This window comes from Rhizobium sp. WSM4643 (assembly GCF_025152745.1).
GTDB classification, from domain to species: Bacteria; Pseudomonadota; Alphaproteobacteria; order Rhizobiales; family Rhizobiaceae; genus Rhizobium; species Rhizobium leguminosarum_I.
Genome location: NZ_CP104040.1, coordinates 3,916,923 through 3,941,266 on the forward strand (window position 1 = coordinate 3,916,923; position 24,344 = coordinate 3,941,266).

Annotated in this window: 20 protein-coding genes; 3 read left to right on the forward strand and 17 right to left on the reverse strand. The window is 61.8% G+C overall.

What is annotated here, in order from left to right:
* Nucleotides 1-28: 28 nt before the first annotated feature.
* From N1937_RS19425 to N1937_RS19455, 7 genes are all read right to left on the reverse strand, one after another.
* Nucleotides 29-1,510 carry a mannitol dehydrogenase family protein gene (locus tag N1937_RS19425; RefSeq protein ID WP_260056781.1) on the reverse strand — a complete coding sequence of 494 codons (1,482 nt, stop codon included), beginning with the start codon at nucleotides 1,508-1,510 and terminating at the stop codon, nucleotides 29-31.
* A gap of 82 nt (nucleotides 1,511-1,592) precedes the next feature.
* Nucleotides 1,593-2,591: an ABC transporter ATP-binding protein gene (locus N1937_RS19430; RefSeq protein WP_222384500.1), complete on the reverse strand. Its 999-nt coding sequence runs from the start codon at nucleotides 2,589-2,591 to the stop codon at nucleotides 1,593-1,595.
* An 18-nt stretch (nucleotides 2,592-2,609) separates the two neighbouring features.
* Complete coding sequence (locus tag N1937_RS19435; protein ID WP_260056782.1) at nucleotides 2,610-3,440, reverse strand: carbohydrate ABC transporter permease; 831 nt, start codon at nucleotides 3,438-3,440, stop codon at nucleotides 2,610-2,612.
* A gap of 1 nt (nucleotide 3,441) precedes the next feature.
* Nucleotides 3,442-4,314 (reverse strand): carbohydrate ABC transporter permease, encoded by an 873-nt coding sequence (locus tag N1937_RS19440; RefSeq protein ID WP_017967988.1) that lies wholly within the window; start codon nucleotides 4,312-4,314, stop codon nucleotides 3,442-3,444.
* A 138-nt stretch (nucleotides 4,315-4,452) separates the two neighbouring features.
* The gene (locus N1937_RS19445) at nucleotides 4,453-5,763 is read right to left on the reverse strand and encodes an ABC transporter substrate-binding protein (RefSeq protein ID WP_017967989.1); all 1,311 of its coding nucleotides are present in this window, start codon (nucleotides 5,761-5,763) and stop codon (nucleotides 4,453-4,455) included.
* A 146-nt stretch (nucleotides 5,764-5,909) separates the two neighbouring features.
* Complete coding sequence (locus N1937_RS19450; protein ID WP_017967990.1) at nucleotides 5,910-6,863, reverse strand: sugar-binding transcriptional regulator; 954 nt, start codon at nucleotides 6,861-6,863, stop codon at nucleotides 5,910-5,912.
* A gap of 150 nt (nucleotides 6,864-7,013) precedes the next feature.
* The gene (locus N1937_RS19455) at nucleotides 7,014-7,583 is read right to left on the reverse strand and encodes an exopolysaccharide biosynthesis protein (RefSeq protein WP_246730980.1); all 570 of its coding nucleotides are present in this window, start codon (nucleotides 7,581-7,583) and stop codon (nucleotides 7,014-7,016) included.
* Between the two features lie 326 nt (nucleotides 7,584-7,909).
* Here N1937_RS19455 and N1937_RS19460 point away from each other — a divergent pair, with 326 nt between their 5' ends.
* The gene (locus N1937_RS19460; protein ID WP_260056783.1) at nucleotides 7,910-8,821 is read left to right on the forward strand and encodes an ROK family protein; all 912 of its coding nucleotides are present in this window, start codon (nucleotides 7,910-7,912) and stop codon (nucleotides 8,819-8,821) included.
* A gap of 48 nt (nucleotides 8,822-8,869) precedes the next feature.
* On the opposite strand, the gene N1937_RS19465 is transcribed toward N1937_RS19460, so the two are convergent.
* From N1937_RS19465 to N1937_RS19510, 10 genes are all read right to left on the reverse strand, one after another.
* Nucleotides 8,870-10,780: a beta-N-acetylhexosaminidase gene (locus N1937_RS19465; RefSeq protein ID WP_260056784.1), complete on the reverse strand. Its 1,911-nt coding sequence runs from the start codon at nucleotides 10,778-10,780 to the stop codon at nucleotides 8,870-8,872.
* A 229-nt stretch (nucleotides 10,781-11,009) separates the two neighbouring features.
* Nucleotides 11,010-14,156 (reverse strand): efflux RND transporter permease subunit, encoded by a 3,147-nt coding sequence (locus N1937_RS19470; protein ID WP_170277015.1) that lies wholly within the window; start codon nucleotides 14,154-14,156, stop codon nucleotides 11,010-11,012.
* Nucleotides 14,157-14,183: 27 nt separating this feature from the next.
* Nucleotides 14,184-15,323, reverse strand: a complete 1,140-nt coding sequence (locus N1937_RS19475) for an efflux RND transporter periplasmic adaptor subunit (protein WP_222384496.1) — start codon at nucleotides 15,321-15,323, stop codon at nucleotides 14,184-14,186.
* Nucleotides 15,324-15,373: 50 nt separating this feature from the next.
* Nucleotides 15,374-15,982 (reverse strand): TetR family transcriptional regulator, encoded by a 609-nt coding sequence (locus N1937_RS19480; protein ID WP_170282091.1) that lies wholly within the window; start codon nucleotides 15,980-15,982, stop codon nucleotides 15,374-15,376.
* Between the two features lie 273 nt (nucleotides 15,983-16,255).
* On the reverse strand, nucleotides 16,256-16,687 hold the full coding sequence (locus N1937_RS19485) for an OsmC family protein (RefSeq protein ID WP_170257601.1): 432 nt from the start codon (nucleotides 16,685-16,687) through the stop codon (nucleotides 16,256-16,258).
* A 207-nt stretch (nucleotides 16,688-16,894) separates the two neighbouring features.
* Nucleotides 16,895-17,674, reverse strand: coding sequence for an SDR family oxidoreductase (locus tag N1937_RS19490; protein WP_222384494.1), 780 nt, complete (start codon nucleotides 17,672-17,674; stop codon nucleotides 16,895-16,897).
* Nucleotides 17,675-18,565, reverse strand: a complete 891-nt coding sequence (locus N1937_RS19495) for an aldose 1-epimerase (protein WP_222384493.1) — start codon at nucleotides 18,563-18,565, stop codon at nucleotides 17,675-17,677.
* Complete coding sequence (gene araH / locus N1937_RS19500; protein WP_222384492.1) at nucleotides 18,562-19,512, reverse strand: L-arabinose ABC transporter permease AraH; 951 nt, start codon at nucleotides 19,510-19,512, stop codon at nucleotides 18,562-18,564. Before araH ends, N1937_RS19495 begins: the two co-directional genes overlap by 4 nt.
* A 19-nt stretch (nucleotides 19,513-19,531) precedes the next feature.
* Nucleotides 19,532-21,037 carry an L-arabinose ABC transporter ATP-binding protein AraG gene (gene araG / locus N1937_RS19505; RefSeq protein WP_260056785.1) on the reverse strand — a complete coding sequence of 502 codons (1,506 nt, stop codon included), beginning with the start codon at nucleotides 21,035-21,037 and terminating at the stop codon, nucleotides 19,532-19,534.
* 70 nt (nucleotides 21,038-21,107) lie between these two features.
* Nucleotides 21,108-22,091, reverse strand: a complete 984-nt coding sequence (locus tag N1937_RS19510) for an arabinose ABC transporter substrate-binding protein (protein WP_260056786.1) — start codon at nucleotides 22,089-22,091, stop codon at nucleotides 21,108-21,110.
* 213 nt (nucleotides 22,092-22,304) lie between these two features.
* Here N1937_RS19510 and N1937_RS19515 point away from each other — a divergent pair, with 213 nt between their 5' ends.
* Complete coding sequence (locus tag N1937_RS19515) at nucleotides 22,305-23,060, forward strand: FadR/GntR family transcriptional regulator (RefSeq protein ID WP_170259895.1); 756 nt, start codon at nucleotides 22,305-22,307, stop codon at nucleotides 23,058-23,060.
* A gap of 67 nt (nucleotides 23,061-23,127) precedes the next feature.
* On the forward strand, nucleotides 23,128-24,276 hold the full coding sequence (dgoD, locus tag N1937_RS19520; protein WP_018497475.1) for a galactonate dehydratase: 1,149 nt from the start codon (nucleotides 23,128-23,130) through the stop codon (nucleotides 24,274-24,276).
* Nucleotides 24,277-24,344 lie beyond the last annotated feature (68 nt).

Consider the following 24,344-nt stretch of genomic DNA (forward strand, 5'->3'; position numbering starts at 1 on the left):
CGGCAGCAGTTACCGCCATCGGGATTCCTTACACTGCGAGCTTGCCGTCGAGATAGAGCTGCAGCGTCTCCCGCGTGCCCTTTTCCCACAGCGTTTTGAGAGCATGGGCAAAACGCTTGCGGAAAAGTTCGGATTTCGCCACTTCGCCGAAAATATCGTCGAAGACGAGGAAGGCCGACGGGTCGTCCTTGGCTTTCAGCGCTGCCGCATGCAGGCGCTCTGCACTGGCGTCGTTGAAGACGATATCCTTGCCGCTGTCGGTCTTGCCGGCGAAATAGCGGCACCAGAGTGCTGAAACCAGCGCCAGGCCGATGACGTCACTGCCCTGACGCAGATTGTCGAGCGTCGACGGCAGGATGAATTTCGGCTGGCGGTTGGAGCCATCCTGCGCCAGCCGCGGAATGGTATCGGCAATCTTCGGATTGAGCAGGCGATGTTCGATCAGCGCGAAATAATCCGTCAGCGACGTGTTCGGCACCGGCGGCACGATCGGGATGATCTCGTCTTTCTCGAGCTTGGCAAGGAAGGCGCGGATCAGCGGGTCTTCCATGGAATCATGAACGAAATGAATGTCCATCAGCGCCGCCGGATAGGCGATCGCGGCATGCCCGCCGTTGAGGATGCGGATCTTCATGTGCTCGTAGGGCGTGACATCGGCAACGAAAGTGACGCCGACCTTTTCCAGCGCCGGCCGGCCGGCCGTGAACTTATCCTCGAGCACCCATTGCTTGAATTCCTCGCAATAGACCGGCCAACTGTCCTCGATCTGGAAATTATCCCGGAGGAAATCGACCTCGCGCTGGCTGGTCGCCGGCGTGATGCGGTCGACCATGCCATTCGGGAAGGCGACGTTCGCCAGGATCCAATCGGCAAAGGCTGGGTCCGAAAGTGCGGCCGTGCCGACGACGGCATTGGCGGTGACGACGCCATTATGGGGAATGTTGTCACAGGACATGACGGTGAAGGGACCGATGCCCTTGTGTCTCCGCGCCTTTAAGCCGGCGACGATCAGGCCGAACACCGTCTTCGGCGCGTTGGGATTTTGTCCGTCGGCGGCAATCGCCGGATGGGTCGGATTGAAGGTGCCCGATGCATCGATGAAATAGCCGCCCTCGGTGATCGTCATCGAGACGATGCGGATCTCGGGATCGGCAAGCTTGGCGATGATGGCAGCGGCATCGCCGACCGCCAGGATGTCGATCATCGGTGCCGTGACGCGCGCCGCCGTCTTGTTGTTGTCCTGTTCGACCACCGTCGTCAGGAAATCCTGGGCCGCCAGTTTTTCGCGCATGGCGGCATCCGACGGCAGCACACCGGCTCCGACGATCGCCCAGTCGTGATCCATGCCGGCGTTGAAGAGATCGTCGAGATAGATCGCCTGGTGGGCACGGTGGAAATTGCCGACGCCGAAGTGCACGATGCCGGCTTTCAGCGATGCCCTGTCATATCCAGGAATGGCAGCAGTGCGCGCCACATCCGAAAGTGTTGCCAGCGATAATTTGCACGTCATGTTTCAGTCCTCTTGAAGGTCTTGCCGAGACGGCCGGGCGCCATCGTCCGGCTCGCATGCCTGCCCCCACCCGCGGTCCGCTTCAAATGGCAAGACCGCCCTCGTTGAATTTGTGAATACGCGAACGGTCCGGCGTCAGGAAAACCGTGTCTCCCGCTTTGGCCGGGAAGTCGCCGCTACCGCGCGCCGTCACCATGCCGATGCTGTCGGCATCGATATGCAGGAAGGTGTCGGAACCAAGATGTTCGGCGACCACGACCCTGCCCTTCCAATCGCCGCTCTCCATCGACAACAGCACATGTTCGGGCCGGACGCCGATGGTATGAGCGTTGAGCGCGGCGGCGTGCTGGCCGGTGATGAAGTTCATCTTGGGTGATCCGATGAAGCCGGCGACGAAGAGGTTGCGGGGGCGGCTGTAGAGTTCGAGCGGCGAGCCGACCTGCTCGATATTGCCCCCGTTCAGGACGACGATCTTGTCGGCCATGGTCATCGCCTCGACCTGGTCGTGGGTGACATAGACCATCGTCGTCTTCAACTGCTGATGCAACTCGCTGATTTCGAGGCGCATATTGACGCGCAGCGCCGCATCGAGGTTCGACAGCGGTTCATCGAAGAGGAAGGCCGAAGGCTGGCGCACAATGGCGCGGCCGATCGCCACGCGCTGGCGCTGGCCGCCGGAAAGCTGGCGCGGCTTGCGCTCGAGATAGTCGGTGAGGTTGAGCACCCGGGCCGCATCCGTCACCTTGCGGTCGATCTCCGCCTTGTTGATGCCGGCCATCTTCAGCGGGAAGGCGATGTTGTTGCGCACGCTCATATGCGGATAAAGCGCATAGGACTGGAACACCATGGCAAGGCCGCGCTCAGACGGCGCCTTTTCGGTGGCGTCCCGGCCGTCGATGACAATCTTGCCGCCCGAGACGTCTTCGAGCCCGGCGATCAGCCTGAGCAGCGTGGACTTGCCGCAGCCCGACGGGCCGACGAAGACGACGAACTCGCCGTCCTTGATGTCGAGATCGATCGACGGGATGACCTTGGCTTCGCCGAAGACCTTGGAAACCTTCTGAAGGGTAATGCTGCCCATGTTTCTCTCCCTTTTATCTTATTTCACAGCGCCGAAGGTCAGGCCGCGGACGAGTTGTTTCTGGCTGAACCAGCCAAGGATCAGGATCGGCGCGATCGCCATCGTCGATGCCGCCGACAGCTTGGCGTAGAACAGGCCCTCGGGGCTGGAATAGGAGGCGATGAAGGCCGTCAGCGGCGCCGCCTTCGAGGCGGTGAGGTTGAGCGTCCAGAACGCCTCGTTCCAGGCAAGAATGATGTTCAAAAGCAGCGTCGAGGCAATGCCGGGCACGGCCATCGGCGTCAGCACGTAGACGATTTCCTTCATCAGCGACGCTCCGTCCATGCGGGCCGCTTCGAGGATCTCGCCGGGGATTTCCTTGAAGTAGGTATAGAGCATCCAGACGATGATCGGCAGGTTGATCAGCGTCAGCACGACCACCAGGCCGGTGCGCGTATCGAGTAGACCCGAATTGCGGAACATCAGATAGATCGGGATCAGTGCGCCCACAGGTGGCATCATCTTGGTCGACAGCATCCACATCAGCACGTCCTTGGTCCGCTTGGTCGGCGAAAACGCCATCGCCCAGGCGGCCGGAATGGCAATGATCAGGCCGATCAGCGTCGAGCCGAAGGAGATGATCACCGAGTTCATGAAGTGGCTGAGATAGTTCGACCGGCTCTGCACCTCGGCATAGTTTTCCGTCGTCCAGTGGAAGAACAGGAACTGCGGCGGCGAGGTAATGGCGTCGGCTTCCGACTTGAAGCTGGTCAGGAACGTCCACAGGATCGGGAAGAAGATCAGGATACCGAGCGTCCAGGCGATCGCGGTGACGATGAGCTTGCGCTTCGTTGTGACTTTTCTGGCCATCTCAAGCCTCCAGATTCTTGCCGACGAGGCGCACGAGGAAGATCGCGACGATATTGGCGAGGATAACAGCCACGATACCGCCGGCCGATGCCCCGCCGATATCGAACTGCAGCAGCGCCTGGGCATAGACGAGGTAGGTGAGGTTGGTGCTGTCGGTGCCCGGTCCGCCGTTGGTGGTGACGAGGATTTCGGCAAAGACCGAAAGCAGGAAGATCGTCTGGATCAGGATCACCACGGTGATGGCACGCGCCATGTGCGGCAGGATGATGTAGATGAACTTCGAGATCGGACCGGCGCCATCCATTTCGGAGGCTTCCTTCTGCTCCTCGTCGAGCGACTGCAACGCGGTCAACATGATGAGGGTGGCAAAGGGCAGCCACTGCCAGGCGACGATCAGAATGACGGAAAACAGCGGCGCATTCGCCAGCCAATCGATCGGCTGCAAGCCGATCGCCTTGGCAAGATGGGCAAACAACCCGTTGACCGGGTTCATGAACATGTTCTTCCAGACGAGTGCTGCCACCGTCGGCATGACGAAGAACGGCGCGATCACCAGGATGCGCACGATGCCCTGGCCGTACATCGGCTGGTCGAGCAGCAGCGCAAAGGCGATACCACCGATGACGGTGATCAATAGAACGCCGGCCACGAGCAGCAGCGTATTGACCAGCGCGGCGATGAAGGCCGGATCGGATAGGAAATATTCGTAGTTCAGAAAGCCGACGAAGCTCTCCATGCCGGGGCTGAGCAGATTGTAGTTCAGCATCGAGAAATAGATCGTCATCGCAAGTGGGACGATCATCCATGCAAAAAGCAGCAGCACGGAGGGCGCAATCATCAGACGCGCGGAGGAGCGGGTGTGTAAGGTTGCCATGGCAATCACCGATCTGGACTGAAGCGGGGAGCGGCCGCAAGGCAGCTATGTCTGAAAAAAGAGGCCGCCGATGCAGTTCGGGCAATCGGCGGCCCAGAGAGGCGGAATGTCAAGTATCCGCCTCTTGCTCGGGAGGTTCTATTTTATGTAACCGGCCTTGGTCATTTCGCGGGTTGCCAGTTGCTGTGCGCTCTTCAGGGCCTGGTCGACCGAAAGCTGGCCGGCAAGGGCTGCCGAGAACTGCTGACCCACTGCCGTGCCGATGCCCTGGAATTCCGGGATCGCCACGAACTGGACGCCGACATAGGGGACCGGCTTGACGGTCGGCTTGGTCGGGTCGGCCGACTCGATCGAGTCGAGCGTCATCTTGGCGAAGGGAGCCGCCTTCTGGTAGTCCGCATTCGCGTAGAGAGATTTGCGAGTGCCCGGAGGTGCGTTCAGCCAACCTTCCTTCTCGGCGACGAGGTTGCTGTATTCCTTGCTCGTGGCCCAGGCGACGAACTTCTCGGCAGCTTCGGCCTTCTGCGAACCTGCCGGGATGGCAAGGCTCCAGGCCCAGAGCCAGTTGCCGCGCTTGCCGAGGCCCTTGTCCGGGGCGAGCGCGAAGCCGACCTTGTCGGCGACCTGCGACTGCTTCGGATCGGCGACGAAGGAAGCGGCAACCGTTGCGTCGATCCACATGCCGCACTTGCCGGTCTGGAACAGCGCCAGGTTCTCGTTGAAGCCGTTGGAGGAGGCGCCAGGAGGGCCTGCATCCTTCATCAGCTTGACGTAGAAGTCGAGCGTGTCCTTCCATTCCGGCTGATCGAACTGCGGCTTCCACTTCTCGTCAAACCAGCGTGCGCCGAAGGAATTGGACATGGCCGTCAGGAAGGCCATGTTCTCGCCCCAGCCGGCCTTGCCGCGCAGGCAGATGCCGTAGACTTCCTTGTCCTTGTTGGTGATCTTGCGGGCAGCGTCGGCAATGAAGTCCCAGGTCGGCGCGTCCGGCATCTTCAGGCCGGCGGCGTCGAACAGGTCCTTGCGGTACATGACCATCGAGCTTTCGCCGTAGAACGGCGCCGCATAGAGCTTGCCGTCCACGGTCAGGCCGCTGCGGATCGCCGGCAGCAGGTCGTCGACGTCGTAGTTGGCGCCGAGATTGTCGAGCGGCACCAGCCAGCCCTGTTTTGCCCAGATCGGCACTTCATAAGTGCCGATCGTCAAGACGTCGTACTGGCCGCCCTTGGTCGCGATGTCGGTCGTGACCTTCTGGCGCAGCACGTTTTCTTCGAGCGTTACCCATTCAAGGTCGATGCCGGGATTCTTCGCCTTGAAATCATCCGTCAACTTCTGCATCCGGATCATGTCGCCGTTGTTCACGGTCGCGATTGTCAGTGTCTCGGCCGAAGCCATGCCGGCAAACGCCAGTGCTGAGCAGGCGCCCAGCAGAAAAGTTCTCAATGTCATAATCTTCCTCCCAGAAGATGGGGTGTGAGCATTCGCTTCGCTCATGGGCAATTACTCAACAAACGATAAAGAATGTCAATCGGCAATCGTTGCTGCAACGCCGAAGGCAGTAGTGATACCCTTGATTTAAATCGGATATTTTTTGCTCAGCTCTTGAGCAAAAACTCGGCCGTCTCTTCGTCAGTGATCAGAGCATTGATTTGATGACCGACAACGGCGGCCCTGATCGCCTTGAACTTGCGCTTGCCCTTGGCCAGCCCAATGACCATCGATGCATCGCGGGACGGGATCGGGGCAGATGCGACGCGCTCGTTGATCGGGTTGTCGATCAACCTGCCGTCGACATCGAAGATCCAGCCGCAGATTTCGCCGACAGCACCCCCGCGCATCAGTTCCATCATCTCGTCCTTCTCGAGAAAACCATCGACGCAGAGTGGCCCATCGATGCCGAGCTCGCCGATGCCGACGAAGGTGACATCGGCTTGCGCGCTTATATTAAGCGTCGAGCGTACCAGCTGCTGGCCATGCAGCAGCTCCCGCTCCTCCGCCGAGGTGACGAGCACCGGCAACGGCATCGGATAGTGCCGCGCCTTCACGGCATCGGCCATGCTGAAGATGACGTTGTAATAGGCGGCCGATCCGTCCGGGGCAATATTGCCGGTCAGCGAAACGATGCGGTGATTGGGACATTCGATCGCCGGAAGCTGGTCGACGGCCGCCTTCAGCGTGCGGCCGGTCCCGATGGCGAGTACGATCGGCTCCGGCCGTTTCAGCCACCGCTCGATCTCGGCCGCGGCCGCCTCGGCAATACCGACCGTCGTCGACGACGACGCGGGATCGCTCGGCACCACCTCCACATGTTTCAGCCCGAATTTCCGACGCAGCTGATTGCCGAGTTCCAGGCAGGCGGCGATCGGATGATCGAGCCGCACCTTGATCAGGCGCTCGGCGACCGCCAGCGACACCAGCCGCTGCGCCGATTGTCGTGAAATGCCCATCGCCGCGGCGATTTCATCCTGCGTGCGCCCGGCGACGTAATAGAGCCAGCCGGCACGCGCCGCATCGTCCAGCCGTGCGGGGGTCTCGGATCTTTTTACCATCTAATGCCTATCGCGCAAAGTGAGCCGGCGGGCCGGCGCCGAACATGATTTGAGTCTGTATCGCGCCAGATCAAAACAAAATTCCGGCAAATGTCGAGCCTATTGCAAAGAGCCTCGCCAAATAACGGCCATCACTCAAGCAAACTCCGTTTAGGCAAACCATTGCACGACGAGATAGATCGCCGCCTTCACGAGACCGTAAATCACCCCGCCGGCGACGACGAGCGACACGGCCGTCATCACGAAGCCGATGAGCGCGAAGAGACCGTCACGGCCCAATATGCCGAAGGCGAAGACCGAGATCGTGATCGCCGGCAGCATGTTGCCGAGCGGGACCGGCAGCAGCAGCACGATCGCCAGCAGCAGGCATGCCGCCCCCGCAAGATATTCCGCCGGCGGTTCGGCGAAGATCGCAAGCCTTGGTTTCAGCATGCGTTCGGCCCAGGCGAGCCAGCGGTAGATGCGGCCGACAATGGCCTCGAAATCCTCCCGGCGCATCGAACGGTTGGCAATCACCTTCGGTAGCCAGGGTTTCAGCCCAAAGGTCAGTTGCGCTGCCAGGAAGACCAATGGCGCCCCGAGCACGGCCGAGGTGCCCGGCGGCGTAGGAAAGGCGTTCGGAAGCGCGAAGATCAGCATCAACGCGCTGATCGCCCTGTCGCCCATCGTGTCGAACAGATCGCCGATCGAGATCCGTTCGCGGCTTTGATCGGCGGCCATTTGCCGCAAAATGGATGAGAGGCGGCGGCCTTTGGGACGTGGTCTTCGGATGGTACTGTTTTCTCTCGTATCGATGGTCGTGGGTCCGGCAGTTGATGAAAGTGTAGGGCCGGATTCTGGCGATGCAATATGCCAATTGAATGACTTGCGGGGACGGAAACCCGTCCCGCCTATCTGATCTCCCCACTTGTAGGAGAGATGTCCGGCAGAACAGCGGAGGTGCCACACGGCACGACCCTAAACCCGGCGACACCGCCGCCGAATGAGCGCTTGAAATTCCCCGCCAACAATGCAAGCAGACGCGGGAGAGAAACGGCAGAGTGGCAATGATCATTTCATTCGACATCGGCGGCACCGCCATCAAGGGCGGCATCGCTCGTTCCGAGACAGACATCGTTCCCCTCGGCCGCCGCCCGACGCCCAGGGATGATTTTGCCGCTTTCGTCGAGACCCTGCACGACATCATCGCCGAAACCGGCCAACAACCGAACGGCATCGCCCTCTCCATCGCCGGCGTCGTCGATCCCGATACGCAGCGCCTGATCTGCGCCAACATTCCCTGCATCCACGAACGCACGCTTGGCGCCGATCTCGAAGCCGAACTCGGTCTGCCGGTGCTGATCGCCAACGATGCCGACTGTTTCGCGATGGCCGAAGCCGGTCTCGGCGCCGGCCGCGGCCACCGCATCGTCTTCGGCGCCATCCTCGGCACCGGCGTCGGCGGCGGCCTGGTTGCCGACGGGCGCCTCGTCAACGAGGCCGGCGGCTTTGCCGGCGAATGGGGTCACGGGCCGATCATCGCATCCGCGGCCGGCAACCCGCCGGTCGCCATTCCCGCTTATGCCTGCGGTTGCGGCCAGAGGGGCTGCGTCGACACCGTCGGCGGCGCCCGCGGCCTCGAGCGCCTGCACAAGACGCTGCACGATCTCGACCTTGCCAGCGAGGAGATCATCGCTCAGTGGCGCCATGGAGAGGAGAAGGCGACACGGACGATCGACGTCTATGTCGATCTCGTCGCCTCGCCCTTGGCGCTGACGATCAACATCACCGGCGCGACCATCGTGCCTGTCGGCGGTGGGCTTTCCAATGCCGAGCCGCTGCTTGCCGCGCTCGACCACGCGGTGCGCGCCCGCATCCTGCGCAAGCTCGATCGCCCGCTGGTGGTGCGCAGCGAATGCCGCATCGAACCCGGTCTGATCGGCGCGGCACTGCTGGGACTGAAGGCCCAGGCGGACTGAAGCAATTCCGCGAAAAGTGCGAAGCGATCTTCCGTCCGCAGCCATTCCTTAAAGCACCGGCCACATCCGCACGATTGCTGCGAACCGATCCCAGTCCTTGCGCGCCAAAGGCGTCCAGGCAGCCTCGGCGATTGCCGGGAGACGCGGAAAAACCAGCCGGTTGAAATAGGCGCGCGAGACGAAGTTCTCGGTCCAGATACAGGCCTGGATGCCGCGCATCTTCTCCTGCAGCGCCTCCGGCAGCTCGCCCTCGGCCTCGTAAGCATAGGTGTGTTCCGGCGGTGCGTGGCCCGCCCAGCTGGCGCCCGGCTCGGCCCAGGCCTCCGCCTGCGCCATGTCGAGATAATAGGCCTGCCCCGGTGTCATCACCACGTCGTAACCTTCTTGCGCGAGCTCGATGCCGACGGCGGGCTTTTCCCAAGCCATCAGCAGCGTGCCGTCGCGATCGACGCCGCCGCCATGCGAGACCTCGTTCCAACCGGCGAGCTTCCTGCCGCGCTCCGACAGCATGGCTTTGATACGTTTCAGGAAATAGGATTGCAGCTCGGCAGTGCCGGCAAGTTTCTCCCGCTCCATCAGCACCTTGCAGAGCGGCGAGGAAAGCCAGGAGCCATGCGCCACCTCGTCGCCGCCGATATGAAGATATTCGCCGGGAAACAGCGTCACCATCTCATCGAACACCTTGCCGAGAAATTCATAGGTGAATTCCACCGCCGGATTGAGGGCGTTGTTTGGATAACCCTGCACCGAGCGGTAACTATCAGGCGCCTCCTGCCCGTCGACGAGTTCGGGCAACGAGAACAGCGTCGCCATGCTGTGGCCCGGAATATCGATTTCCGGCACCACTTTGATATGCAGCGAGGCTGCATGCGCAACGATCCGCCCGGCGTCCTGCTGCGTGTAATGGCCGGAGCGCGTCTCAGCTCCGTCGCCGAGCTGCGGCACGAGCACTTCATCCGGCCCGTGCCGGGCACCGATCTCCGTCAGCGCCGGATAGGCCTTGATCTCCAGCCGCCACGCTTCGTCGTCGGTCAGATGCCAGTGGAAGATGTTGAGCTTGTTCCAGGCGAGAATATCGATCAGCCGCACGACGTCTGCCACCGGATAGAACTGCCTGGACACATCGAGATGGCAGCCGCGCCAGTCATAACGCGGCTGGTCGGCGATTGTGCCAAAATTGGGGAATTTGAAGCGCTCGCGATCGGCGCCGGCGCCGTGCAGCAGTTGCGCCAGGCTGATCAGCCCGTAATGCCGCCCGGCCGTATCCGCACTCGAAAGCACGATCTCATGCGCCGTAAAACGCAATTCGTAAGCAGAGGCGGCGATCGACGATTCGGTAACGAAACGAATGGCCCGCCCGCCTTCGACGGCACTGAGGGAAAACGGCATATTGTCGGCCGGATAGAGCCGCTGGTAAAGCTCCAGAACCAGCGAAAGCGCCTTGACCGCATCGGGCCGCGTCCGCTCTGTGGGATAAAGGACGACCGGCAGCTCTCCCGCCTTCAGCCCAAGCGCCAGCGGCCAAGGCAGCAGCGAATAAGGTTCCTCGGCGCGGCCCGGCGGCAGAAGCGGCGGCGCCACGTCAGCATCCCGGCCATCGAGCATGAGATCGCCGAAACCAACAGGAACGTGACGTCCGTCGCCAAGTGTCAGATAGGCCGATTTGACGCCTGATGTCATATGTTTCGGCGCCCTGGTCAGCCCCTCGACGGTGAACCGCCAGCGCCCGCCGGGCGGCACGCTCAGCCCTTCGGGCGGCAGGAATTCGTGGAAATGCGCGACCTGCCGCCTGAGGCTGCCGCCGTCGCAGACATGTTTGTCGGCAACCCGCGTCTCTGACGTATAGGCGAGCGAGAAGCCGGACAGCAGCTCTGCCGAAAGATTGAAAAGCGTGAAGGTGAGGCGCCCGAAACTGTCCTCGATCGGGCTCCAGCTTGCTTCCAGATGGTAATCGGCCATGGTCGTGCCCTGCCTCGTCGCTGAGTGGCCGGGATCGCGGTTGGTCTCCCGGCATGCTTTCGCAGCTTAGCTTTTTCGAGGCGGCAATGGAATCGTGGCCCGGGTCCGAGGCGGAGCGGACAGCGATGAGCCGTTCAAAGGCTGGCTGCCGAGCCGGGGCTAAGCAGCAGCGTGCTTTGACGGAGAGCTGACCCTGCAAGAAAACGGCGCGGCTTTCGCCGCGCCGTCCTCACTCTGCTGCCAACGCCGGCGGATATCTGTCATCCGCCTCTTCCTGGATGGCGTCGGCATGCTGGCCTGGCTCGTCCTTTGCCTTCGGCTCCCGGCCGAAGAAGAGGGCGTAACCGGCGGGCAGAACCAGAATGGTAAGCACTGTGGCAACCAGGATGCCGCCCATCATCGCGTAGGCGAGCGGGCCCCAGAAGACGCCGCGCGAAATCGGGATCAGCGCCAGCACCGCGGTCAGCGCCGTCAGCATGATCGGCCGGAAACGCCGCACGGCAGCACCGACGATCGCCTCCTGCCGGTGCATGCCGGCCTTGATATCCTGATCGATCTGATCGACCAGGATGATCGAGTTGCGCATGATGATGCCGAGCAGGGCGATGACGCCGAGGATCGCCACGAAGCCGAAAGGCGCGCCGCTGATCAGCAATGCGGCCGCCGCACCGATGATCCCGAGCGGGCCGGTGGCGAGCACCAGCATCGCCTTGCCGAAATGCTGCAGCTGTATCATCAGCAGCACGATGATGACGGCGAGCATGATCGGCGCCTTGGCGGCAATCGACATCTGGCTCTCCGCCGCATCCTCGGCGCCGCCCTGGATCTCGACATTGTAGCCGGCCGGCAGGCTGTCGCGCAGGTCCTTCATGTCGGCATACATCTTCATCACCACGTCGTTCGGCTGCACGCCGTCCGGCAGCGTGGCGCGCACGGTGATCGTCGGCAGCCGGTCGCGACGCCATTCGACGCCCTGCTCCATGACGGGCACGACCTTGGCGACCTGCGAAACGGGCACGAAACTGCCGAAGTCCGTCGGCACATAGACGGAATTGACGGCCGACAGCAGCGAACGGCTGGAATTCGGCTCGCGAGCGACGATCGAGACCGTCTCCTCGCCGTCACGGAAATCGTCGAGCGACGTCCCCGACATGGCGGTCTGCAGCACCTGGCGTACGCGCTGCGAAGTGACGCCGAGTGCCCGGGCGCGGTCCTGGTCGATCACCAGCTTCATCGCCGGCACCTCTTCCAGCCAGTCGTCATGGATGGCGCCGAGCTCCGGGTTGGCCTGGAAGCGCGCCTTTACCTGATCGGCGATCTCCCTGACTTCCTGGCGGTCGGGACCCATGACGCGCATCTGCACCGGCCAGCCGGTCGGCGGACCGAGGAAGAGGCGGTCGACCTTGCCGCGAATGTCGGGGAAGTCTTCCGCAAGGATCGTCCGCAGCTTGACGATCAGCCGCTCGCGTGCCGGTTCGTCATTGGCCATGACGAGCAGCTGGGCGAAGTTCGGATTGCGCAGCTGCTGGTCGAGCGGCAGAAAGAAGCGCGGCGCGCCTTCGCCGATATAGGTGGCGATGAACCGCTTGTCGGGATCATCCATCATCTTGGCTTCGAGCGCCTTTGCCTGCACCTCGACTTCCCGAATGCTGGTGCCCTCGGGTAGCCAGAGATCGACGAGAATTTCCGGCCGCGAGGATTGCGGGAAGAAATTCTGCGGAATGAACTGGAAGGCCCAGAGGCTGGTGACGAAGGTGCCGAGCGTCAGCAGCAGCACGATGACGCGGTGGCGCACCGCCCAGCCGACCGTGCCGCGCAGCCGACGGTAAAAGCCGGTGTCGAAGGCGTCGCGATGCTCGCCGGCATGATGGCGCTGCTTGAGGATCATATAGCCGAGCCACGGCGTGAAGTAGACCGCGACGAACCACGAGGTGACGAGCGCGATGCCGACGACGTAGAACAGCGAGCGCACATATTCGCCGGCCGTCGAGGCGGCGAAGCCGACGGGAATGAAGCCGGCCGTGGTGATCAGCGTGCCCGTCAGCATCGGGAAGGCGGTCGAGGAATAGGCGAAGCTTGCCGCTTCGATCTTGACGAGCCCCTCCTCCAGCTTTCGCTCCATCATCTCGACGACGATCATCGCATCGTCGACAAGCAGGCCGAGCGCGATGATCAGCGCGCCGAGCGAGATGCGCTGCAGATCGATGCCGAGTTCGTACATCAGCGCAAAGGTGGCGGCGAGCACCAACGGAATGGCGATGGCGATGACGAGGCCCGATCGCCAGCCGATCGACACGAACGAGACGACCAGCACGATGATGAGAGCTTCGCCGAGCGCATGCATGAATTCGCTGACAGCATCCGTCACCACGTCGGGCTGGTTGGCGATCTGATCGACGGCAACGCCGTAGGGCAGCGCCTCCTCGAAGCGCTGATAGGTCGCCTCCACGCCCTTGCCGACATCGGTCACATTGAAGCCCTTGGCCATCACGACGCCGACTTGAACGCTGTCGTGGCCGTTGAAACGGTACTTGCGCTGGTAGGGATCTTCGAGCCCGGAACTGACGGTGGCGATATCGCCGAGGCGCGTCACCTGACCGCCGGCGCGAAGGCGCAGTTCGCGGATGTCGGCTGCTTTCTTGACGTCGCCTTCGACCGATATGCGCACCGACCGCAGGCCGGTATCGACCGAGCCTGCCGGATCGACATTGTTCTGGCCCTTGATGGCATTCTGCAGATCGAGGATCGTCAGGCCGCGCTCGGCGAGCGCCTTGGATGAGACGTCGACATAGATCTTCTCAGGCTGGTCGCCGATGATGACCGCTTTCTCGACGCCCGGCGTCGTCAGCAGCATGTCGCGCGCCTGGATCGCGAATTTCTTCAGTTCCGGATAGGAATAGCCGTCGCCGCTGATCGAATGCAGCGTGATGAAGGTATCGCCGAACTCGTCGTTGAAATAAGGGCCGAGCAGCCCCTGCGGCAACTCGTTGGAGATGTCGCCGACCTTCTTGCGCACCTGGTAGAAGGCATCCGCCACCTCTTGCGAATTCGTGTCGCCCTTGACCTGCAGGGTGATGATCGCACTGCCCGCCCGCGTATAGGACTTGACCCAGTCGATATGCGGCGTTTCCTGCAGCTTGCGCTCGATCTTGTTGACGACCTGATCTTCCATTTCCTGAATGGAAGCACCTGGCCAGATCGCCTGAACAACCATGACGCGGAAGGTGAATTCGGGGTCCTCGCGCTGGCCCATGCGCATTAGGCCGAGCACGCCGGTGACGATGATCAGCCCGAAGAGGAAGCGGGCGATGCTCGGATGTCCGATTGCCCAGCGCGACAGATTGAAGGGCCGCTTTTCGGTGGTGGTGGCGTCCATGGTCTTGTTCCCTATCCTATGGCGCGATCAGCGCACGGCCTGGTCCGTGGCGGCCAGGGCCGACTGCTGGTCCGGCACTTTCACCTTCAGGTTCTCGCTCATGAACTGCGTGCCGGCCGAAACGACGAGATCGCCGCTATCGAGACCCTCGGTCACATGCACGCCGTCACCGGTGAAATCGGCGACCTTGATGTCGCGGCCATGTACGGTCGCCGTGTCGCGGTCGACGGTCCAGACCATCTGCTTGCCGTCCTTTTCAGCCAGGGCGCTGAGCGGGATCGAGACATAGCTGCTGCCATTGCTGACCTCGGCCTCGATCGTCGCCGTCATGCCGAGAAGCACGCGCGGATCGTTCGGCAGGCTCACCCGGACGGCGAACGTGCGCGACTGCTGGTCGGCGCTGCCGGAAACTTCCCGCACCTTGCCGTCGAGTACCAGCCTGTCGTCGGCCCAGAAGCTTGCCTTGACTGTCTTGCCCGGCTTGAATTCGGCAATGTCGTTTTCCGGAACGGCGATCTGCACTTCCTTCTCGCCGTCGACCGCAACCGTGACGACGGCGGTGCCGGAACCGACGACCTGGCCGGTATCGGCATTAATCGCAGTGACGATGCCGTTCTGACCGGCCTTGAGCTCGGTATAGCTCACCTGGTTCTTCGCCTGGTCGAGCGCGGAAAGTGCGGCATCGCGCTGTGAGATCGCCTGGTCATGGCTGAGCGAAGCCTGTTCGACCTGCGACTTCGGGGCGACGCTCTTGTCGAAAAGCTGCTCGGCGCGTTTGTTGACGAGATCGGTGGTTTCGACGCCCCTTTCCGCCGAGGCGAGATTGGCTTCCGCCGTCCGGACCGCCAGCTGGTAGTCCGTGGCATCGACGCGGGCGAGAACGTCGCCCGGCGTCACCCGGTCGCCGATATCGACGAGGCGTTCGGTGATCTTGCCGGCGACGCGAAACCCGAGGTTCATCTCCGTGCGCGCCTTGACCGAACCCGAATAATCGAGCTTGCGCGTGTCCCCGGCCTTGGCGATCTCGACGACCTTCACCGGCCGGATGACTTCCTTGACCTCAGCCTTCTCTTCCGAGCAGGCGGAAACGCCGATGCCGATGGCGCCCACGAGCACGAGACTGGCGACGGACGGCATGCGATGGCTGAGGGTCTTGAGCGAAAACATCTTCCGCACTCCTGGATCGTTTCGGGGGTTTCGACGGCGCCCGCCGTCCATTATTTCTTCAGCGCCCTGATCACGTAGTCGATCAGTTCGTCGACGCTCGCGCGGTTCGTTTTGGCAAGACATTGCGCCACCATCTGCGGATGGCAGAGCGTGTTCGTCGCCGCGCCGAAGCAGCGCGAGGCAACGACCGGGTCCTGCTCGGCGAACTCGCCGGATGCAATGCCTTCGGCAATGATTTCGGCGATGAGATCATGAACGCGGTCGATATGTTTTTCGATGACATGCCAGTCGCGCTCAATCGCGACGATGATCATCTCGTGCACCTTCGTCTCGTCGAGCATCACATCCAGCGTCCACTGATACTGGGTCTCGACATAGCGGCGCAGCCTTTCGCTGGCGCTGGCCGGCTGATGGCGGACGTCGTAGGCGATCTGATAGCACATGGCGAGCATGCGCCCGCAGAGCGCCTGGTGTATCTCAACCTTGGAGGCGAAGAAGCGATAAATATTGGCCGGCGACATGCCGAGGTCGCGGGCGATGTCGGCCACCGTCGTCTTGCTGTAGCCATAGTGACGGAACAGCCGCTCGGCCGAATCGAGAATCCGCGTGACATTCTCCTGCCGCGTGATGTCGAGTGTATTTTCCGCGAGGTCGTTCATAAGTTCCGAGGCCTGATTTTACGACTGACGATTTTCGAATTTCGTCAGTCGTAAAATATAAGACGTTATTTGTCAATATGCCGCGGCGCAGCACAAATTGTCGAGGGACGAGCACGATCCGGCGGAAGCGACAATCTAGCGGTGAGAAGGCCTGTACCGCCCGCGTCATGCCGACAGCCGACGACTTCGGGATAGGCGGACCCGATAATGCAGGCGACAAATGGAAAGTGCCGCGGCGAGAAGCGCGCGGCACCTGGTCAATGAAATGACGTGTCAGACGATCTTGACGTCGAGTGTGATCGGAACGGAGGCGAGCGCCTTGGAAACCGGGCAGCCGGCCTTTGCCTTGTTGGCGAGTTCGGTGAAGGTCGCCTCATCGGCACCGGGAATACGGCCGGAGAGCGAAAGATGGATGGCGGTAATGGCAAAGCCGCCCTCGACGCTTTCGAGCGTTACCTTGGCAGAGGTTTCCATATGCTCGGCGGTAAAGCCGGCTTCCCCGAGGATCAACGACAGCGCCATGGTGAAGCAGCCGGCATGGGCGGCACCGATCAGTTCTTCCGGGTTGGTGCCGGCAACGCCTTCGAAGCGGCTCGCGAAGCCGTAGGGATAATCCTTCAGGGCGCCGCTCTGTGTCGAGATCAGGCCTCTTCCGTCCTTGAGGCCACCGGTCCAGTGAGCCGAAGCCGTACGATTGATCTGCATGCCGTCCTCCTGTTTTTGATTGAGCTTTCAGCGCATGATGCCGAAAAGTGTACACGGTTTTCGGACGACATCATGCTCCAACTATTTCCAGGAAGCGGCAGGGCGCCGCTCCATGCCTGCGGGAGATCAGATAACCTTCCCGATGGGCAATATAATGCTCTATCGCGAGAAGACGACAGGCTTGTAAAATAGCGGGGTCGAAGCCCTTCAGGCGGAATGCTGCAGCATGCTGAGGCCGCCGTCGATCGTCAGGCAGGTGGCATTGATGAACGGGCACTCGTCTGAGATCATGAACACGGCCGCCATGGCAATCTCCTCCGGCGTCGCGATGCGCCCGCCGGGATGCAGTTTCATCGTCTCGGCCTTTGCCGCCTCCGGATCGGGAAAGCCGTTCCAGTAATCGATCACCTTCTGCGTCGAGACATAACCCGGCGCCAGCGCGTTGACGCGGATATTGCGGGCGGCATATTCGAGCCCTAAGGATTTCGTCATTCCAAGCAGGGCGTGTTTTGCCAGCGGATAGGGAAATGTGTGCGGGATGATGGTGAAAGCGTGAGTCGAGGCGATGTTGAGGATGACGCCGCCACCCTGTTCGATCAGGCCGGGCAGCACCGCCCTGCAGCAATTCCATGCGCCCTTGAGATTGATGTCGAAGCAGCGGTTCCATTCCTCGTCCGTCGTCTCGAGCGGTTCGGCGAAGACATTCACCCCGGCATTGTTGACGAGCGCGTTCAGCTGTCCGATCTCTTCATTCGCCTGAGCGACCAATGTGGTGATCGTCCCGGAATCGGTGATATCGGCCGGCAGATAACCAAGCCGGCCACCACTGCGCTGGAGGTCTTTCGCTGTCTTCACCAGCAGCGCGGCGTCGCGATCGACGAGAAAGACGGCGGCATCCTCCCGCATGAAAGCCTTTGCGATCGCAAGGCCGATACCCTGCGCAGAGCCGGTGACCAGGATGTTCTTGCCCTGCAGGCGGCCGCTCATCTATCCCTCCTCCGGTTGAACCGGCAGCGCCGACATCAGGATCGTCACCGTGCCGGCAAGCGCCTCTCCCGGCGCAAGCGGCGTGAGCCCGCCGAAATCAGGAAGGTGGTGGCCGTTCGGCAGGTGGCTCATCGGCTCGAGGCAGAAGAAGTCGCTCCGGTTGACCGGAATATACAGCATGAAGCGATCGAGCGCACCGTCGGCTTTCAGCGCCGCCTGAATTCCAAGTTCCGGCCAGGCGATTGCCGCCCGCCCGTTCCAGCCCTCGAAGGCATTGTTCATCCACCTCTGCGGCAAAAGCTTTTCGGATCTGAAATCGAAATGGTCCGGCACAGGGCCAGGCATCTCTGGCAGATGGTCCGGCCGCTCGCTCCAATAGCGATCGGCCGCAATCGCCAGTCGCGTCTTTGGCGTCCGCGCGAAGAAGGGATGTTGACCGAGCCCGAAAGGAAGAGCCGCTTCGCCGCGGTTTTCCACGGAAAGCCTCAGCACCAGAGCATCGCCAGTGAGACGGATCTCCTGCCGGGCAAGATAGGCATAAGGTGAAACCCCGTCGGCGCTCCGGGAAAAGGAGAACTGCGCATGCTCCGAGCTTGAGTCTTCAAGCTGCCAGAGGCTGAGCCAGCCGTCGCCGTGGAGATAGAGCGGATCGGAAGCATTCGGCTGGAAGGCATAGTCGCGGCCGGCAAAGGACATGGCATTGCCCTCCACGCGATTGCCGAACGGCACCATTGCGAAATTCGCCATCGCTCCATCCGGGCCGCCGGCCGCCACGACAAAGGGCATGCCTCGGTAGGTCGCGGCGGTGACGGCGGCACCCCGACGGCTGGCCCGTACGGCGAAATCGCCGTGCCTCATTTCGATGTCATCGCCGGCTTGTCCCTGGTTCATCCGCGCCGTCCCGCAGCCGAAGACCTCAAATTGTCGAGCAGCACTGCGATCAGCAGGATCAGCCCGCGGACCACATACTGATAAAACGCCTGGATATTCAAGAGGTTCATGACGTTTTCGGCAATACCCATGATCAGCACGCCGACGATGACGCCGCTCATCGCCGCCCGGCCGCCGGCCAGCGAAACGCCGCCGAGAACGCAGGCCGAAATCACCGAAAGCTCAAGCCCTGTCGCCGCATTCGGCTGGCCGGAGGTGATGCGCGAGGCAAGCAGAATGCCGGCAATGCCGCAGACAAGCCCCTGCAGCGCAAAGATCCAGACCCGCATATTGACGACATTGACGCCGGCAAGCCGCGAGGCCTCGGGATTGCCGCCGATCGCCAGGGTGTTCTTGCCGAAGACGGTGCGGTTGAGCACGAAACCGAAGAGGATGAAAAGGATCAGCATGATCCAGATCGGCGTCGGCACGGTCAGAAATCGCGACAGGGCAAGCTGGTAGAAATCGGCATCGTTGATGCCGACGGCCCGGCCGTCAGAGGCGATCAGCGCCAGCCCGCGCACGATCTGCATGGTCGCAAGCGTGGTGATCAGCGCATTGATGCGAAACCGCGCAATGACGATGCCGTTGACGAGGCCGACGACGGCGCCGCAAAGCAGGGCGGCGAGCAGCCCGACGGGAATGGAGCCCGTCGCATTCGAGACCATCACCGCGATCATGCCGGAGAAGGCGACGATCGATCCGACCGAAAGGTCGAAATCGCGCGACGCCAGGCAGAACATCATCGTGCAGGCAACGATGCCGATCGTGACGACCGACTGCAGCAGCCCCAGCATGTTTCGCTCGGTCAGGAAGTTCGGAACGAAAAGCGAGACGATCACGAAGGCAGCAGCGAAGATCACCACCAGCCCCTGTTCGCCGAGAAGGATTTTTTTCAACGAATTCATCGTCCGTATTTTCCCGGTCCTAAAGGGTGCCTGCGGCGTTCTTGTCGGGCAGCGCTGCCGTCAGGATGCTGCGCTCATCGAAATCCGGACGGGCGACATTGGCCGCCACTCTGCCCTGGCACATCACCATGATACGATCGGAAATGCCGATGACTTCCGGCAACTCGCTTGAAATGACCACGATCGCCATGCCGCCGGCCGCAAGTTCGTAGAGGATTTCGTAGATTTCCGATTTCGCCCCGACATCGATGCCGCGCGTCGGCTCGTCGATGACCAGGACCTTGATACCCTGTTCGGACAACCAGCGGCCGAGAATGACCTTCTGCTGGTTGCCGCCCGAGAGATTGATGATGTCCTGCCGGCGCGACGGCGTTCGCACCCGAAGCTTGGCGATGAACCGGTCCGCCAGCGCCGCCTCTTGTCTCGGACTCAGAATGCCGAAAGGCGAAAAATGCCGGCGCGAAGAGATGGCGATATTCTCCTCGATCGATCGTCCCTGGACGATGCCGTCGAACTTGCGGTCCTCGGGGCAGAGCACCATGCCGGCATTGATCGCCGCTTTCGGATTGTTCGGCGAAACGGCAACGCCGTCGATCGTCACCTGCCCTTGATGCCTGGTGTCGGCGCCGTAAAGCAGCCGCGCCATCTCGCTACGGCCGGCACCGATCAGCCCGAAGAAACCGAGGATTTCGCCCTGGCGGACGGAAAAGCTGATCGGATGGCGCAGCCTCGGCCCCGACAGGCCCTTGACCTCCAGCCGTACGCCGCCGAGCGGACGTTCGCGCCAGCCCCAGACATTGCTGATCTCGCGTCCGACCATTTCCGAGATGATCTGCTCGCGCGTCGTTTCGGCGATCTGAGGATGGTGGGCGGCAAGTCTGCCGTCGCGCAGCACCGTCAGGCTGTCGCAAAGCCTGAAAATCTCGTCGAGGCGATGCGAGACGTAGAGAATGACCGTTCCCTTGGCCTTCAGTGTATCGATGAGCGAAAACAGAATCTCGCTTTCACGCGAGGAGAGCGATGAGGTCGGCTCGTCGAGCGCTATCACCCGTGCATCGAGCATGACAGCCTTGGCGATTTCGACCATCTGGCGTGCCCCGATCGACAGCGAAGCGACCTTGGCCGACGGATCGATATCGATGCCGATCTCCTCAAGCTTCGAGCGCACCGTCTCGATCAGCGTCTTCGAATGGATGACGCCGCCCTTGGCCGGGAAACGCCCAAGCCAGAGATTTTCGGCGACCGTCAGCTCGGGAACGAGCTGCAGTTCCTGATGGATGACGATCACGCCGGCATGGAAGGCGTCGCGAACGGATGCGTATTTCTGCTCCTCGCCGTCGATAAGGATGTTGCCGGCATCGGCCGCCTGATCGCCTGACAGTACGCGGATCAGTGTCGATTTACCGGCACCGTTTTCGCCCATCAGGCCGTGGACGGCGCCCCTCTCGACCGTGAAGGACACGTTCGCCAGCGCCTGCACGCCGGGATAACCTTTGGAGATATTGCTGAATTCGAGGAAAGCCATCATCGCTCCGCCGAGAAAGACCCGGCGGCACGCTGAGCGGCCGCCGGACGATATCATCTTGGAAGGACGATCACTCGATGCCAAGATCCTTGCGGACCTTTTCGTAATCGCCGCGCAGCGCCAGGGAACCGGAGGTCAGCGTCAGCTTTGCCGGCTCCTTGTCGTTGGCGATCCAGTCGTACAGGTTGAGCGCCGTCTCATAGCCGTGACGCTTCGGCGAGATGATGACGGTACCGAAGAAGCCCGTCGCTGTCGGCTTCTTGAATTCATTGATCGCCGATTCCGCACCGCCGATGCCGACACCGATGACGTTGGCAGCCGGAATACCGACCGATTCGGAGGCGCGGACGGCGCCGAGGACGGCTTCGTCGTTGAGGCCGAAAGCGACCCAGTATTTCACGTCGGCATGTTTGTTGAGAACGGTGGTCGCCGCGTTGAGCGCCGCTTCCGTATCCGTCTTCGCCTGCGGCGCGTCGTAGATGTTTTCTGCCGGGAAGCCGGCGGACTTCAGCACCGAGATCGCACCTTCGACGCGGTCGACGGCGGTCGGCAACTGGTCGTAGGAGACCCGCACGGCGCCGACATTCTTCATGTCCCAACCACGCTTCTTGATTTCATCGACGATCGCCTGGCCGACGGTCTCGCCGATCTTGGTGGCTGAAATGCCCATATGCGGCACGTCTTCCAGCGGCTTGCCGTCGGCGCTGACGAGGCGATCGTCGACCGTCATCAGCTTCAGCTGGTTGGCTTCGGCCTTGGCGACGATGCCGGGGCCGAGTTTCACGTCGGGCGTGCAGATGATGAAGCCCTGCGCACCCTGGGCGCCGAGATTGTCGATCGCCGACTGGACCTTCTCGCCGTCTTCGGCGCCGATCTTGACGACGGTAAAGCCTTTTTCCTTGGCGGCCTGGTCGGCGAATTTCCATTCGTCCTGGAACCACGGCTCCTCGGGCTGCTTGACGATGAACCCTAACTTGACGTCCGCGGAAAATGCCGAGCCGGCTGCCAGAATGGCGAAAGTGCCAGCCAGAATGGCTGCTTTGAACAAGCGCATGTCTCTCTCCCTAAACTCTCAAAAACCGAGCAGCTGCCTCCCAGGCAACGCCCAATGAATTATGGCAAATCATCATACCAGTCAATTGCCAATGTATGATGATTGGAATAATAGGATTGTTGACGAGGTGGCGGGAGGAAGCGTCGCAAAGCGGATCGAATTCCGATAATCAGGTTCGGTTGCCTAGCACGCGAGACAGAGCGGAGAGGTGAATTGGAAACAATCGAACGACAGGGCGGGGCCGAAAGCCGCCGCATCGAACGCCGCCCGCGCGTACGCCGCAACGTCACGGCGGCGATCGCTCAGGATATCTGTGCGGACCGCTATCCCGCAGGCTCCCCGCTGCCCCGCGAGAACGATCTCTGCGAGCTATACGGCGTCAGTCGCACCGTCATTCGCGAATCGCTGAAAGTGCTGGAGTCGAAAGGCCTTGTCCGTGGCAAGCCGCGCATCGGAACCACCGTCTGCGACAAGGACGACTGGAATATCCTCGACGCCGACGTGCTGGAATGGATGGGTCCCTATATCAAGGATTTCGACCTGCTCGGCTGCATCCTCGAAGCCCGCCGCACCATCGAGCCGGCAGCCGCCGAATATGCCGCCGAACGCGCCAGCGCCCAGGAGATCGCCGATCTCGACAATGCCTGGCGGCAGATGCGCGACAGCGCCCGCGACCCGGAAAGCTTCACCGAGGCCGACGTCATGTTCCATACGGTGCTGCTCACCGCCAGCCACAATCAGGTCTTCCGCCGCCTGTCGAGCGCCATTCACGCGGCGCTGAAATATGCGTTGCATGCCTCCAATATCGGCGTCGAGAACCGCGAGGACGCGGTGCTCGTTCATGGCCAACTGGTCGAGGCCCTGCGCATGCGTGACAAGGCGGGCGCCCGCGAATGTGCCAACCGCATGCTCGATCTTGCGGTGCGCGATCTTGCCGCCGCCGAAAAAGCGATCGGCAGAACGAAATGACCGATCACGACAAATCTGCGGACGCGCCGCCGATCGCAAAACCCGGGAAGAGACTGAAAGAACAGCGATGAAGATCACCAAACTCACCACCTATATCGTTCCTCCGCGCTGGCTGTTTTTGAAGGTCGAGACCGACGAAGGCATCGTCGGCTGGGGCGAACCGGTCGTCGAAGGCCGCGCACTCACGGTTCAGGCCGCCGTCCATGAGCTGGAAGACTACCTGATCGGCAAGGATCCTTTCCTGATCGAGGACCACTGGACCGTGATGTATCGCGGCGGCTTCTATCGCGGCGGCGCCGTCCACATGAGTGCAATCTCGGGCATCGACCAGGCGCTGTGGGACATCAAGGGCAAAGCGCTCGGCCAGCCGATCCATTCCCTGCTCGGCGGCCAGCTCCGTGATCGCATCAAGGTCTATTCCTGGATCGGCGGCGACCGTCCCTCGGATGTCGCCAACAATGCCAAGGAAGTGGTTGCCCGCGGTTTCAAGGCGATCAAGCTCAACGGCTGCGAGGAAATGCAGATCGTCGACACCAACGAGAAGGTGGAGAAAGCAGTCGAGACCATTGCCGCCATCCGTGAGGCAATCGGCCCGCATATCGGCATCGGCGTCGATTTCCACGGCCGCGTCCACAAGCCGATGGCGAAGGTTCTCGCCAAGGAGCTCGATCCCTACAAGCTGATGTTCATCGAAGAGCCGGTGCTTTCCGAAAACAAGGAAGCGCTGCGTGATATCGTCAATCATACCTCGACGCCGATCGCACTCGGCGAGCGGCTCTTTTCGCGCTGGGACTTCAAGCAGGTTCTGTCCGACGGCTATGTCGACATTATCCAGCCGGATCTCTCCCATGCCGGCGGCATCACCGAATGCCGCAAGATCGCGGCGATGGCCGAGGCCTATGACGTGGCGCTGGCGCCGCATTGCCCGCTGGGCCCGATCGCGCTCGCCGCTTGCCTGCAGGTCGATGCCGTCAGCTACAATGCCTTCATCCAGGAACAGAGTCTCGGCATCCACTACAACAAGGGCAACGACATCCTCGACTACATCTCCAACAAGGAGGTGTTCCACTATGCCGATGGTTTCGTCTCGATCCCGCAGGGTCCGGGTCTCGGCATCGAGGTCGACGAAGCCTATGTCATCGAGCGCGCGAGGGAAGGCCATCGTTGGCGCAACCCGATCTGGCGACACGCCGACGGCAGCTTCGCCGAGTGGTGAGAGCGCATAACCCCGAAAATCGGAACCGATTTTCGGAAAGAATTGTGCAATTCAAAGTGATAGGGTCG